Origin of the sequence: Psychroflexus planctonicus (genome assembly GCF_014640195.1) — a bacterium.
Taxonomy (GTDB): Bacteria; Bacteroidota; Bacteroidia; order Flavobacteriales; family Flavobacteriaceae; genus Psychroflexus; species Psychroflexus planctonicus.
This window is the reverse complement of record NZ_BMGM01000009.1, coordinates 84,841-98,216: the sequence shown is the minus strand read 5'-3', so window position 1 is coordinate 98,216 and position 13,376 is coordinate 84,841. Positions and strand designations below refer to the sequence as shown.

The 13,376-nt window shown below is 34.7% G+C and carries 14 protein-coding genes; 4 read left to right on the top strand and 10 right to left on the bottom strand.

Annotated elements, in window-relative coordinates; translation table 11 throughout:
• Positions 1–61 precede the first annotated feature (61 nt).
• The 3 genes from IEV72_RS10620 to IEV72_RS10610 form a co-directional block, all read right to left on the bottom strand.
• Positions 62–1,102: a glycosyltransferase family 9 protein gene (locus IEV72_RS10620; RefSeq protein WP_188459089.1), complete on the bottom strand. Its 1,041-nt coding sequence runs from the start codon at positions 1,100–1,102 to the stop codon at positions 62–64.
• A gap of 5 nt (positions 1,103–1,107) precedes the next feature.
• On the bottom strand, positions 1,108–1,716 hold the full coding sequence (locus IEV72_RS10615) for a DUF4254 domain-containing protein (protein WP_188459088.1): 609 nt from the start codon (positions 1,714–1,716) through the stop codon (positions 1,108–1,110).
• Between the two features lie 248 nt (positions 1,717–1,964).
• Complete coding sequence (locus IEV72_RS10610) at positions 1,965–2,885, bottom strand: LTA synthase family protein (protein ID WP_188459087.1); 921 nt, start codon at positions 2,883–2,885, stop codon at positions 1,965–1,967.
• Between the two features lie 150 nt (positions 2,886–3,035).
• On the opposite strand from IEV72_RS10610, the gene IEV72_RS10605 reads away from it, so the two are divergent.
• Entirely contained in the window at positions 3,036–3,272 is a 237-nt protein-coding gene (locus tag IEV72_RS10605; protein WP_188459086.1) for a DUF6341 family protein, read from the top strand.
• A 28-nt stretch (positions 3,273–3,300) separates the two neighbouring features.
• Here IEV72_RS10605 and purD read toward each other — a convergent pair whose 3' ends face one another.
• Entirely contained in the window at positions 3,301–4,578 is a 1,278-nt protein-coding gene (gene purD, locus IEV72_RS10600) for a phosphoribosylamine--glycine ligase (protein WP_188459085.1), read from the bottom strand.
• A 62-nt stretch (positions 4,579–4,640) separates the two neighbouring features.
• On the opposite strand from purD, the gene IEV72_RS10595 reads away from it, so the two are divergent.
• Positions 4,641–5,966, top strand: a complete 1,326-nt coding sequence (locus tag IEV72_RS10595; RefSeq protein WP_308420175.1) for a phenylacetate--CoA ligase family protein — start codon at positions 4,641–4,643, stop codon at positions 5,964–5,966.
• Here the strand turns inward: IEV72_RS10595 and fbp are convergent.
• The 3 genes from fbp to egtB form a co-directional block, all read right to left on the bottom strand.
• The gene (gene fbp / locus IEV72_RS10590; RefSeq protein ID WP_188459084.1) at positions 5,959–6,981 is read right to left on the bottom strand and encodes a class 1 fructose-bisphosphatase; all 1,023 of its coding nucleotides are present in this window, start codon (positions 6,979–6,981) and stop codon (positions 5,959–5,961) included. The genes IEV72_RS10595 and fbp overlap by 8 nt on opposite strands.
• A gap of 132 nt (positions 6,982–7,113) precedes the next feature.
• Positions 7,114–8,082 carry an L-histidine N(alpha)-methyltransferase gene (locus IEV72_RS10585; protein ID WP_188459083.1) on the bottom strand — a complete coding sequence of 323 codons (969 nt, stop codon included), beginning with the start codon at positions 8,080–8,082 and terminating at the stop codon, positions 7,114–7,116.
• A 1-nt stretch (position 8,083) separates the two neighbouring features.
• Entirely contained in the window at positions 8,084–9,235 is a 1,152-nt protein-coding gene (egtB, locus tag IEV72_RS10580; protein WP_308420174.1) for an ergothioneine biosynthesis protein EgtB, read from the bottom strand.
• 162 nt (positions 9,236–9,397) lie between these two features.
• Between egtB and IEV72_RS10575 the strand changes: the two genes are divergently transcribed.
• Both IEV72_RS10575 and IEV72_RS10570 read left to right on the top strand, forming a co-directional pair.
• Positions 9,398–9,883: a GNAT family N-acetyltransferase gene (locus IEV72_RS10575; RefSeq protein ID WP_188459081.1), complete on the top strand. Its 486-nt coding sequence runs from the start codon at positions 9,398–9,400 to the stop codon at positions 9,881–9,883.
• A gap of 7 nt (positions 9,884–9,890) precedes the next feature.
• Positions 9,891–11,144, top strand: coding sequence for an aspartate kinase (locus tag IEV72_RS10570; RefSeq protein WP_188459080.1), 1,254 nt, complete (start codon positions 9,891–9,893; stop codon positions 11,142–11,144).
• 160 nt (positions 11,145–11,304) lie between these two features.
• Here IEV72_RS10570 and IEV72_RS10565 read toward each other — a convergent pair whose 3' ends face one another.
• From IEV72_RS10565 to IEV72_RS10555, 3 genes are all read right to left on the bottom strand, one after another.
• Positions 11,305–11,757, bottom strand: coding sequence for a 6-pyruvoyl trahydropterin synthase family protein (locus IEV72_RS10565; protein WP_188459079.1), 453 nt, complete (start codon positions 11,755–11,757; stop codon positions 11,305–11,307).
• Positions 11,758–12,032: 275 nt separating this feature from the next.
• A complete protein-coding gene (locus tag IEV72_RS10560) occupies positions 12,033–12,404 on the bottom strand; it encodes a hypothetical protein (RefSeq protein WP_188459078.1) in 372 nt (123 codons plus the stop codon).
• 68 nt (positions 12,405–12,472) lie between these two features.
• Positions 12,473–13,366: a DMT family transporter gene (locus tag IEV72_RS10555; protein ID WP_188459077.1), complete on the bottom strand. Its 894-nt coding sequence runs from the start codon at positions 13,364–13,366 to the stop codon at positions 12,473–12,475.
• Positions 13,367–13,376: the final 10 nt, after the last annotated feature.

The window sequence follows — 13,376 nt, the reverse complement described above, 5'->3', positions numbered from 1 at the left end:
GTTCTTTGTGTTGCCGTGGTTTTGAACTGCCGCTAAAACACAAGGAGCGCAAATTCTTTTTTTAATTTGCCAACTCCACTATTCTTTTGATAGCTGCATTATAATCAATGCTGTCCATTACATTTTCATAGCCTTCAATCATTTTGTTACCGTAAATAGACATTGGTAGCAAGGGATATTTTTCTAAATCAGGCAAAAATTGATTTTCTTTTGGCTGTAAAAATGGAGCAAAGCCAGCAAACGGATGTGTTCCGCCCCAAAAAGTAAGTACAGGAACGCCATACATGGCTGCTAAATGTCCGTTACCACTATCCATAGAAAGCATAAGCTTTAAATTCGAAATCAGACTTAATTCTTCTTTAAACAAAAATTTTCCAGCGGCATTAATGGCATTTGGTAATTCATTTTCCAATTCGTTTAAATCGGCTGTTTCTTTATCGCCTCCGCCAAAAAGCACAATTTTGTAATCAGGCAATTTTTCATTTAATTCTTGAAGAATCCATTTGGTTTTTGCTAACGGAAGCCGTTTAGAACGATGCGCTGCAAAAGGAGCAAATCCGATAAGCTTTTCATTTTTATCTATGTTTAATGCTTCAACTACAGATTGGCTTATTGCTTTTTTGGGCTTTACATGTTCAGGCTTTAATTCAACTGGATAACCTAATTTTTCAAACACTTCTGCATAACGTTGATGCGAAGTTTTTAGTGGCTTAAAAACTTTATTTTGGGTTCGGGTAAGTGCTTTTTTGTCTCTTCTGCCCTTTCTTATTTGTTCATTTTTTAAACCCCGCATGCTGAGTACACGACGTAGAATTTTAGATCGAAGTACGTTATGTACATCGGCAATAACATCTATTCGGTTTGGAATTTCTGCAGCAAGGCGCAAAATACCTGGCAGACTTTTGTGTTTACCGCGTGTGTCTGCAATGTGAACTTCTACATCAGGAATGTCTTCAAAAAAAACAGAATACATTTCTTTAGTTAGTATATGCAAATGCAGATTGGAATACTTTTTAGTTAAAGCAATAATTACGGGAACAAGCATTGCAACATCTCCCATGGCAGAAAGCCGAATGGCTAAAATATGTTGCTTTGCTTCCATGTATGTTATTTTTTACTGCGTAAAACCGGATTCATTTCATCATCGTTATACATTTTCATCTGTTTGTAGACTTTCATGTATTTATCACCTTTTTCAATATCTTCAAGCAATTGATCTATGGCTGTAGATAAATCTTTGCGTTGTTCGAGTAAGATATTCAGTTTTGCTTTACAAGCCATTTGATGTTTTTGGCTGGCATCGCTTCGGTTGGCTTCTTCGTTCATGTGGTAAATCTTTAAAGCTAGAATAGATAAACGGTCAATTCCCCAAGCTGGGCTTTCGGTATTGATTTTGGCATCTGCTTTTGGATTTACTTCTTTGTATTTTTCTAAGAAATAACTATCAATATATTCAACTGTATCAGTTCGGTCTTGGTTAGAAGCATCTATTTTTCTTTTCAAAACCAAAGCTTCATCTGGATTTATTTTTGGGTCTCTAATTAAATCTTCATAATGCCATTGTACCGTATCTATCCAACATTTACGGTATAATAAATGTTCGATGGTCTGATTTTTAGCATTGTAAGGATTTTCAAAAGCTTGATCTACTTGATCAATTTCGTGGTATTTTTCAATTACTTCAATAAAAATTTGGTTCGCTTTTTCTGAAAACATAGAAAGAAATTTTGTTTAAAAACAAAGATAAACTAATTTGTTGTTTCCATGTATGGAATCCATTTTTAAGCCTAAAACTTGAAGTTTCTTTAACTATAATGCCAATTTAACCATAAAATGACGCAATTAAACTCATTCATTTTTCCTTATATTATCCTTGTTCATCATTTACGTAGCCCAGCTATGCAAATAATTCACAGCGTCATATAAGAAAAAAGCAATTTCGTTTTCTTAACGACATTGTATAATCAAATTGGCATAAAAAGACCAATTAAGCTAGCTACAAATAACAAAACGATAACAATTTCTTGAATAATTGGTTTTATTCTAATTTCTAGAGATGTGGAAGCAATCATGCTTAACGGAATAAACGCAATTCCTAACCCAGCGGCATGATTTTGACTTGAAAACATCCAACCCAAAAACACAAATACAAAAGCCAAAACCAATAATATTAAGCTTGCTTTTAAAGCGAGTTGCGCCTTACTGATTACTTTAGACACAGCAAAAAACACAAATAAAATTAGTGGAATTAGAATACTGAAAGTCAGTTTGTGATTTTGCCAGATTGCACTAAAATTATTCCAACCAAATTGAGAAGAATAAGTTTCATAGAAAAATATCCATTCATCGGTTTGCCATAGTTGAAAAGCGGTAAAAAACAAACCTCCGCAAACCCAAGCTACAATTGGAATAAAAAGATTTCTAGGACTGTACAAAGTATATTGAAGCACTCCTAAAAATGCCAAAACTATTAAAAGCGATAAATAAGGCTGAAACAGACTAGCTATAAAAAACCACAAAGAAGCATCGAATATTTTTTTCTTGGTATCGATTTGTGTTTTTAAACTGATGATTCTCCTTAAGCCTAAAACCACAAAAAAAGCAGGAATAAGGTAATTGAAATCTATATAAAATCTAGGAATAGCTGTACATAACAGCGAAAAAAATAATACAGAATACGCGTTTTGTTGCGAGATTTTATTGCGCTTTACAATAAAATTGATACCAAAAAACAAAAGCAAAAGCAAAATGTACTTACCTGCAACAGCAAACCCACTAGTAGAATTTGTTTGCAAAATCTTTACCCAAAAATGAATACTGATGTAAACCACCAAACTTAAAAACACAATGGGTTTTGATTTACCGAAAAACCTAGATAATAGCATTTTATTTTAATTGAATAAGAACAATAGTTTTTTTGTAAAATTCTTCATGAATAGCTCAATGTTAATTTTGAAGCGCAATTTATATCACATTTAAAAGTTCAATTGGTATTAATTCTTATTTTTGCAAGGTAATTATTAGTTTTAGAAATTATGAAAGATTTTTTTGAAGGAATAGCAAGTTTATTTGAAGATGTACTTTTTTTACCATTAGATGCGCTTAGAGAATTACAAGAAACTTCTTGGGCAGCGGCTAACGCTTTAAATTGGGTGTTTATGCTAATTGCTTTTGTAGCTTTTTTATATTGGATGAAGCAGCTAAAAAACTATTCTGATTCCAACGAAGAAAGAACAGACGTAAAAGCCCATTCTTACTTAGGAAAACAATAAAATTCTACTTATATAATTGAAAACAGACTTAGGCTAAATCTTTGCCTAAGTCTGTTCTGTAATATTTTCCTTCAAACTCAATTTTTTCTGCACTTGCATACGATTTCTGCAAAGCTTCACTATAATCTTTTCCAAAACTGGTAAGTGCTAAAACTCTCCCGCCGTTAGTAAGTAAATTTCCATTTTCGGCATATTTAGTCCCTGCGTGATAGACTTTAGTATCTTTAACTGAATTGATTCCTGTAATTACTTTTCCTTTTTCGTAAGCTTCTGGATAACCACCAGAAACCAACATTAAGGTAGCAGCTGTTCTTTCATCAATCTTTAAATTCACTTCGTTTAGCTTTTGCTCATCTAAACAAGTTAAAACTTCAACCAAATCGTTTTGAATTCTTGGTATCACCACCTCGGTTTCTGGGTCGCCCATTCGCACGTTGTACTCAATTACAAAAGCTTTATCACCTACTTTCATTAAACCGATAAACACAAAACCTTTGTAATCTATTTTTTCTTCCGCCAATCCACGAATAGTAGGTTGAACTATATCTTGGTCTACGTGTTTCATAAAGGCTTCATCTGCAAATGGAACTGGCGAAATAGCGCCCATTCCACCGGTATTTAATCCAGTGTCGCCTTCGCCAATGCGTTTGTAATCTTTGGCGTTGGGTAAAGTAAGGTAGTTTTTCCCGTCAGTGAGTACAAAAACGCTGAGTTCTATTCCTGAAAGAAACTCTTCAATAACTAATTTTTCTGAAGCTTTTCCAAATTTATTTTCGGTTAACATGGCTTCAATTTCACGTTTGGCTTCGGTTTTACCTTCGATAATTAAAACGCCTTTTCCTGCTGCTAAACCGTCTGCTTTTAAAACATAAGGAGATTGCATTTCATCTAAAAAAGCTTGAGCTTCTGTCACTTCATTTTTATTGAAACTTTTGTACTTAGCGGTTGGAATTTGGTGTTGTTCCATAAACTGCTTAGCGCGCTCTTTACTGCCTTCTAGCGCTGCACCTGCTTTAGACGGACCAACTACTTTTACGTGCTGTATGGCTTCATTTGCTTTTACAAAATCGGTAATTCCATTTACTAGCGGATCTTCTGGGCCGACCACAAGCATATCGATTTCCAATGCTAATAATTGCTGTTTTACTGCATCAAAATCGTTAACATTTAGTGGTATGTTGGTGGCCATGTCTTTTGTGCCTGCATTTCCGGGCGCTACATATAAATTTTTGCATAGCGGACTTTCAGCTAACTTTGTTGAGAGTGCGTGTTCTCTACCGCCACTTCCTAGTAAAAGAATATTCATTTTAAAAGCATTTTTCAGATTGCCCCAAAAGTAAATCTTTGTAAATTGGCAACGAATTATTTTTGAAGAAAATCTATATGAATCTGTTGAATTTCTCACTTCGCTTGAAAGGATTTCCTATGAAGGAAGCCCAAAAAGAGTTTCAACATATTTTATCAGTCTCAGATGAAGCTTACGCAAGTTATATTGAAGCTAAAAAAGCTGAAATTCTTCAATTTCATTTTGAAAATAATCCCACTTATAAAAAATTACTCGGCGGCAAACTTCCCAAAAACTGGGAAGATGTACCTGTCATGACCAAGCAAGATTCGCAACAACCGCTTCAACAGCGCTTAAGCAAAGACTTTGCTAAAAAAGATGTGTTTGTTAATAAAACTTCTGGCTCTAGCGGAAACCCCTTTATTTTTGCTAAAGATAAGTTTTGTCACGCCTTAACGTGGACGCATATTTTTTCTCGCTACAAACTGCATAACATTGTTCCTAATCAATCTTTTGAAGCCCGATTTTACGGAATTCCAAAAGATGTAATGGGTTACCAAAAAGAACGCTTAAAAGATAAAATGGCAGGGCGTTTCCGTTTCAATATTTACGATTTAAGCGATGCAATTTTGGCAGAATTTGTTGAAGAATTTAAACGTAAAAAGTTTGATTACATCAACGGTTACACTAGTTCTATTGTTCAATTTGCAAAATATGTTTTGAGTCAAAATATCGATATAAAGCAAATTTGTCCCACTTTAAAACTCTGCATTGTAACCAGCGAAATGCTTTTTGAAGAAGACACAAAAATTCTTGAAAAAGCCTTTCAAGTTCCAGTAGTAAATGAATACGGCGCAAGTGAATTAGATTTAATCGCTTTCCAAAATCCGCAAGATGAATGGGAAGTAAACAGCAAAACTTTATGGGTTGAAATTTTAGACAATGAAAATCAACCTGTTCCTTTAGGCGAAGAAGGAAATGTGGTAATTACTTCACTTTATAACAAAGCCCATCCGTTTATTCGGTACAAAATTGGCGACGTTGGTGTTTTAGATCAGTCCAGTACCGCTAAAAAACCCATTCTTAAAAAACTAATTGGTAGAACCAACGATTTTGCCATTTTACCCAGCGGAAAACGCGTACCGGGATTGACTTTTTACTACGTAACCAAATCGGTTATAGAAGATAAAGGTGTTGTAAAAGAAATAAAAGTGCTTCAAAAAACCACATCGCACTTTGAAGTACAATATGCTGCCGAAAGACAACTGAATCCAGAAGAAATCAAAGCAATTGAAAATGCAATGACCAAATATTTAGAGCCTGGTTTACAAATTGAATTTTCGCGACTTACTACTTTAGAACGTTCAAAAAGTGGTAAACTGAAACAATTTACTTCACTTCTTAGCTAGTCACCTTCACATCTGCGGCTTGCATAAATTCTTCTGCTTTTTCTACCATATTTTTGCTTCCACAGAAAAAGGGTGCGCGTTGGTGCAGTTCAGTAGGTTTAATATCTAGAATGCGTTGAAAACCATTGCTGGCTTTTCCACCGGCTTGTTCAGCTAAAAAAGCCATCGGGTTGCATTCGTATAACAAACGTAATTTACCATTTGATGCTTTAGCACTTTTTGGATACATATAAATTCCACCTTTAATCATGTTTCTGTGAAAGTCAGAAACTAAGGAACCGATGTATCTCGAGGTATAAGGTCGGTCTCCTTCTTCGGCTTGGCAGTATTTGATGTAATCTTTTACGCCTTGTGGAAAATGCACATAATTGCCTTCGTTAATGGAATAAATATTTCCATCTTCTGGAAATTGCATGTTGGGATGGCTCAAATAATAAGTGCCAATCGCTGGATTTAAAGTGAAGCCATTTACACCACAACCAGTAGTGTATACCAACATAGTTGAAGTTCCGTAAATAATGTAACCCGCAGCCACTTGTTTATTTCCAGGTTGCAAAAAATCTTCCATTTCCACCGGTGTGCCTTCTGGAGTTACTCTTCTGTAAATAGAAAAAATAGTTCCTACCGAAACATTTACATCTATATTGGAACTTCCGTCTAGCGGATCCATAAGAACAACGTATTTATTGTTGTGTTTTTCGTTGTGTCCTTGAATGGTGATGTAATTATCGTTTTCTTCGGAAGCAATACCACAAACAATTTCTCTATTGATTAAGGTTTGTATAAAGGTTTCATTTGCGTAGACATCTAATTTTTGCTGTTGCTCACCTTGAATGTTTTGTTCGCCTGCAGCTCCAGTAATATCTACCAATCCAGCTTTGTTTACTTCGTGGTTGACCACTTTAGCAGCTAAGCGAATAGAATTGATTAATCTAGATAATTCACCCGACGAATATTGAAAAGATTCCTGATTTTCAATTATAAATTCCCCTAAGGTTTGGTTAGTTTTTTCCATTTACGAAAACGATTTAGTTTCATGCAAAAATAGAAAAACCAATAGTTTATAAAACTTTTTAAATCCTTTAATTTTAGAAATTATGAATACAACAAAACAAACCCCAAAAAAGTTTTGAAAGCTTATATCAAGCTATGCCTTTTTTCGAAACGTATAATTTTTATAATTTTTTTCAGCATCTGTAAAAATATGCTCGATGTGTAGGTTGGCTTTACCTGCAAGCCATTCTACTACTCCATCGTCGTATTTTTGAGAAATTTCCGTGTGTATGCTTTCCCATTGTTTCAATTCTACATGAAGCTTGAGTTTTTTTAATTCAATTTCTTGTTGCACTAAGCTCACTAAGAAACTTTGGGCTGTTCCAGTTTCAGGATTGTAGGTTTCCCAATGTTTGAAGGTGGATAAATCGAAATTGGCTTGCAATTCTTTATTCATTCGTAAAAGCAAATTTTTGTTGAAAGCTTCCGTAATTCCATTTGGGTCGTTATAAGCATTCAATATTTTTTCGGGGTCTTTCTTTTGATCAAAGCCCATAAAAAGCAAATCGTTTTTGTTCATGCTTTTGCTGATTTTTCTCAGAAAGTCAATCGCTTCCGAATGCATCAAATTGCCAATATTAGAGCCCAAGACTAAAATTACCTTTTTCCGATTTGTATAGTTTTCAAACTGCTGAAGCACATCAAAATACATTCCTTGTTGCACTTGTATATCAACCTTAGGCAATTCCTTTTGAATGGATGTTTTCAGTTCATCCAAAGCGTTTTTACTGATGTCGATGGGTAAATAGGTAAAATCAGTTGGCAACTGACTAAGTTTTTTAAGTAAAATTTTGGTTTTTTTTCCATCACCTGCGCCCAATTCAATTAAGTCGAAACCATTTTTATCATCAAAAACAGCACAAATTTCATCGCAATTTTGTTGCAAAATTTCAAACTCACAATTGGTGAGGTAGTATTCTGGCATGGCCATAATTTGTTGAAAAAGTTCATCTCCACGTTTATCGTAAATAAACTTTGAAGCTATTTTTTTAGGATATTGGGTCAAGCCCTTTTTCACTTCTTTTTCAAATGCTGTTAATTCTTTTGTTGCGGGTGCTTCCATGTTATTTTGCTAATCTAATGCCAGTAAATTGCCATCGTAAGTGTGGGTGAAAAAAGTTTCGGTAGGTCGGTCTGCTGTGTTGAGGTGAAGTTACAATAGAATGACCCCGTAACACTTTTTGGTTCACCATAAATTTTCCGTTGTATTCGCCTAAAGCGCCTTCTGCTTTTTGGTAACCCGGATAAGGTTGGTAAGCCGATTCGGTCCATTCCCAACGAGCTCCATAGTTGAATTTTTTACATGCCACTTCCCATTCAAATTCGGTGGGCAGGCGCATTTTTTTCCATTGGGCAAAAGCAAAAGCTTCATAATAGGAAATATGCGTTACTGGCGAATGGGCTTCAATTTGTTGATAACCCGAAAGTTGGTAGCTGTAATATTCTCCTTCTTCTTTTTGCCAATACAACGGCAAGGAAATGTTGTTGTTTTGCAACCAATACCAAGCTTCTGCATGCCATAGCAATACATTTTGGTAACCGCCATCTTCAATAAATTCGATGTATTCTGCATTGCTTACCAAACGAGACGAAATAAAAAAATCATTTAAATATACTTGGTGTTGTGGGATTTCGTTGTCATAACAAAAAGTTTCATCAGCATGCCCGACGCTATACAAACCTTTTTCTACGCTAAGCCATTTTAAAGGCTCTTGTTGAATAGTTTCCTTAAACTTTTCATCATAAATAGGCTTTAAAGCTTGCGTTCCTAAGCTGTATTTTATGTCGGTGTACAGCAATTCTTGATGCTGCTTTTCATGATGAATACCCGTTTCTAAAATTTCTACTTCTTTGTCGGTCAATTCACTCTTTTGAAGATAATTCGACATGTGCTCATCTACATACTTTCGGTATTCCAATATCTTTTGAATCGTAGGCCTACTCAAATTCCCTCGTTCTGAACGAAGTATTTTTTGGCCCAAACTTTCATAGTAGCTATTGAATACAAATGAAAAATCAAGGTGAAATTCAGTATAACTTTCTTTTCTTTTCAAGAAAAAAGCTTCAAAAAACCAAGTAGTATGTCCTAAATGCCATTTGGGTGGCGAAACGAATTCAACAGGCTGCAAACCGTAATCTTCAATTGCTAAAGGCTTACAAATTTGAAGGCTATTTTTTCGCGTTTCTTGGAAAAGTTGAATAAGTTCATTTTTCATAGCCATAAATTTCGGATTTGTAAAAATAGAAGCATACTATTTTAACATTTAAAAATTTATGTGAAGTTTTTTTATTATTTTCTAAAAAGAAATGAAGCAATGTTATGATTCAAAATTCACAATAGATAAAATCCTTACTTTTGCAGCTTCAAACTTTTTACTATGGATTTTGAAATTCGCAGGGCGTTACCAGAAGATATTCCAGCCATTTTGCAACTTATTCAAGAATTAGCAGTCTATGAAAAAGAACCCGAAGCAGTTGAAATAAATGAAGCAACTCTACTACAATACGGTTTTAGTGAAGAAGCTTTTTTCAATTGTTATGTAGCTGAATTTAGAAAGGAAGTGATAGGCATGGCGCTGTTTTATCCCCGATTTTCTACTTGGAAAGGCAAAAGCATTCATTTAGAGGATTTAATTGTTACACAGAAAATGCGTGGTAAAGGAGTAGGAAGAGCTTTATTGGATAAAGTGGTAGCCTACGCGCATCAACAACAATTGAAAAGAGTAGAATGGGTGGTTTTAGATTGGAATACCCCAGCGGTAGAATTTTATAATTCCTATGGAGCCAACGTAATGCAAGAATGGAACACCGTTCATTTAGATGAACAAGGAATACAAAACGCAATAGAAAAAATAAATACATAAATAAACAATGCAGGTTTTTAAATTTGGTGGAGCGTCTGTAAAAGATGCAGAAGGAGTACAAAATGTTGCCCGTGTAATGCAACTCATGGGTGCAGAAAATAAAGTGATGGTGGTTTCTGCCATGGGAAAAACAACCAATGCTTTGGAGCATATCATCGATTTATATTTTGCCAAAGACAAAATGCTACACCAAGCTATTTCAGACTTAAAGGATTATCACTATAGTATTTTGAACAATCTTTTTGAAACCAAAGCTCATCCAGCCTATACCAAACTCAACTATTTTATGGACGAGTTGGAAGTTTTTCTCGATCGAAATAAATCGCCTAACTACGATTATGTGTATGATCAAATTGTATGCTTTGGCGAATTGATTTCAACTTCCTTGGTGAGTCAATACTTAAAAAGTGTCGGTATCAAAAATACCTGGTTAGATTGTCGAAATTTAATCGATACAGACGATACTTATCGCGATGCCAAAGTAAATTGGAAACGCACACAAACCAAAATCAAAGCTCATGTTGATGCAGGCGAATTGTTCATTACCCAAGGTTTTATCGGTTCAGATGAAAACAACTTTACCACTACGCTGGGAAGAGAAGGAAGTGATTACACGGCTGCCATTTTTGCCTATTGTTTAGATGCGGAAAATGTTTCTATTTGGAAAGATGTGCCTGGCGTTTTAAATGGCGACCCCAACGTGTTTAAAGACACGGTTTTATTGAATAAAATTTCCTATGAAGAAGCCATCGAGCTAGCCTTTTACGGAGCTTCCGTAATTCACCCGAAAACCTTGCAACCGCTTCAACAAAAAGAAATTCCGTTGTTTGTGAAGTCGTTTTACAATCCTGAAAATGCAGGAACAGCCGTACAAAGAGCCAGTTTAATCGAACCTTTGGTGCCGTGTTATATCGTGAAAAAGAATTTGGTATTGCTATCACTTTCTGCCTTAGATTTTTCCTTTTTTGTTGAAGAAAACATGAGCGAAATTTTTGCCTTGTTCCACAAATACCAAATCAAAGTCGACTTGATTCAGAATTCAGCCATTAGTTTTTCGGTTTGTGTAGACAACAAATTCAAAAACATAGACAAGCTGATTGAATTTTTGAAAGCGAAATTTAAAGTCACTTACAATAAAGGTGTTTCTTTGTACACCATCCGTCATTTCGACCAAGATGCTATTGATAGAATTGAAAAAGACAAAGAAATTTTATTGAAGCAAACCACCCGAGAAACCATTCAGTTTGTGGTGAATGAGTAGGTTTTTTGTTATATGTTATTTACTGTGGGTAAATTTCATTTTCAAATATAACCTAAAGATTAAATTATATCTGTAAAAAATTTGCCACTAATACACTAGTAATTATTAGTGGCATTTGTAAGTTCAAGTAATAAGTGCAACATGTAAGTTTTAAAAAAAATTAAACATTATCACTTGCAAACCACTCTGCAAAAGCCGTTTCGGTTTCTCTTAGTTTTAAGGAAAAGAGTTGCATTCCGTCGGGAAGTTTTGTTGAAATGCGTTCTGCAAAATCTTCAATCATTTTTTCGCTAGTGGGTTGATAATCTACTAAAACCACATCATTTCCAGAAGTTTTCAGTTGTTCAGCAAGTTCAATGTGCGGTGTATTTCTGTTCAAAATAATGGCATGATCCCAAACATCAACTACTTCTTTTTTTACAATTTGCTTTAAATCGCCAAAATCGATGACCATACCGCATTTTACATGGTCGGAATCATTTATAGGTTCGCCGAATACAGTCACATCTAGCTTATAACTGTGTCCGTGAATATTTTTGCATTTCCCATCATAACCATATAAAGCATGAGCGGTTTCAAAAGTAAATTGTTTGGTAATTCTAATTTTTGACATACAGTAATTTTGAGAATACAAAGATAGTAGTTTCAAATTGTGCACAAGAATATGATGCTTTTAAAAAATGAAGATTAGAAAAATTGATTGTGCTACTTTGGAAATAATGAGTTAAAAAAGCTCTGCGAAGTCTGAGACTTCGCAGCACGATTATATAAACTAAAGAAAAGATATGTTGAATATTTTGATTACCGCTGATAAAGCGAAGTTACAAACTTCGCTTAGCTGAGGTTTCAAATTGTGTAAAAGAAAATGAAGCTTTTAAAAAATGAAGATTAGAAAAATTGATTGAGCTGCATTGGAAATAATAAGTTTAAAAAAGCTCTGCGAAGTCTCAGACTTTTCAGCAATATCATTAAAACTAAAAATATGTTGAATAATTTGATTACTGTTAATAAAGCGAAGTTGCAAACTTCGCTTAGCTGAGTTTCATTAATTGTTGGGACTAACAAGTCATTTTTAATAGCAAAATCAATTAAACTCTTTGTTTCTTTTGCTTTGTTTTTGTGTTTTTCTTTAGCCATTGGGCTTGCTCTCTGGCTTGTTCTAAGGTGGTTGGCAACTGCTTGGATAACTGAATCATAGCTATGGCTGCTCTTTCCTGAAAGGATATTTTGTAATTCATTTCTTATTATTTTAGTGTTCATTATTGAGTAAAGCTATTATACATTATCAAAAACTTAAAAAAAGTTTTTTTTGCTTTAAACTAATAAAATTACAATTTTTTCTTCAAACGCTTCTTCTTATTCGAAAGATACACCCCGACCAAAATAATTCCACCGGCAGCCAATTGAAGCAAACTAAACTCTTCTCCATCCAATAATCCCCAAAACAAAGCGACTACTGGAATTAAATAGGTAACCGATGTAGAAAAAACAGGGTCAGATAATTGGATTAAACGGTTGAAAATAATCTTTGCCAGAGCCGTTCCTAAAATGGCAAGAACCGCCACGTACAATAAAGAAACTTGCACTTCTTCTTTCGCTAAAAAGGCTTCATTAAAGAAATCAGTAGCCACTAAAATTCCCATGGCTGGGAAAAACAAAATCACAAACGAACCTGTAGCAATACCCAAAGCAGAAATTCCACCGAGATAGGATTTGATGATGTTGGCATTAAACGCATACATCAATGAAGCGATGACCGGCAACACACCGTACCAATAATTTTGGTCTGGATTTAAAGATGCGCCTGCTAAAATCAACGCAATAGAACCCACTAATCCAACTACTACACCAATAAATTGTTTTTTAATGAATGCAGTTCCGAAGAAAAATAAACCTACAATTAAGGCTAATAAGGGAACAGTTGAATTTAGAATGGCAGCCACAGCCGAATCGATTTCCGTTTCTGCGTAAGCGAATAAAAAAGTAGGTAGGAGGGAACCAATTAATCCAGAAATGCCAATCCATTTCCATTGAGAAGATTTAATCTGTTTAATTTTTTTGAAGCCGATAATGATGAGCACAATTGCACACAAAGCCACTCGAAATGATCCCAATTGCAAAGGAGATAAACCAACTAATCCACGCTTAATCAAGATAAAAGAACTGCCCCAAAGCAAAGCCAAAGCAATAAGATAAAACCATTTTAATTGTTGATTTCCCAAATCTGATTTT

Coding starts and splice junctions, on each gene's coding strand:
- IEV72_RS10620 (WP_188459089.1), bottom strand. CDS start 1,102: ATGGAAGCAAAGCAACATATTTTAGCCATTCGGCTTTCTGCCATGGGA.
- IEV72_RS10615 (WP_188459088.1), bottom strand. CDS start 1,716: ATGTTTTCAGAAAAAGCGAACCAAATTTTTATTGAAGTAATTGAAAAA.
- IEV72_RS10610 (WP_188459087.1), bottom strand. CDS start 2,885: ATGCTATTATCTAGGTTTTTCGGTAAATCAAAACCCATTGTGTTTTTA.
- IEV72_RS10605 (WP_188459086.1), top strand. CDS start 3,036: ATGAAAGATTTTTTTGAAGGAATAGCAAGTTTATTTGAAGATGTACTT.
- purD (WP_188459085.1), bottom strand. CDS start 4,578: ATGAATATTCTTTTACTAGGAAGTGGCGGTAGAGAACACGCACTCTCA.
- fbp (WP_188459084.1), bottom strand. CDS start 6,981: ATGGAAAAAACTAACCAAACCTTAGGGGAATTTATAATTGAAAATCAG.
- IEV72_RS10585 (WP_188459083.1), bottom strand. CDS start 8,082: ATGGAAGCACCCGCAACAAAAGAATTAACAGCATTTGAAAAAGAAGTG.
- egtB (WP_308420174.1), bottom strand. CDS start 9,235: ATGAAAAATGAACTTATTCAACTTTTCCAAGAAACGCGAAAAAATAGC.
- IEV72_RS10575 (WP_188459081.1), top strand. CDS start 9,398: ATGGATTTTGAAATTCGCAGGGCGTTACCAGAAGATATTCCAGCCATT.
- IEV72_RS10570 (WP_188459080.1), top strand. CDS start 9,891: ATGCAGGTTTTTAAATTTGGTGGAGCGTCTGTAAAAGATGCAGAAGGA.
- IEV72_RS10565 (WP_188459079.1), bottom strand. CDS start 11,757: ATGTCAAAAATTAGAATTACCAAACAATTTACTTTTGAAACCGCTCAT.
- IEV72_RS10560 (WP_188459078.1), bottom strand. CDS start 12,404: ATGAACACTAAAATAATAAGAAATGAATTACAAAATATCCTTTCAGGA.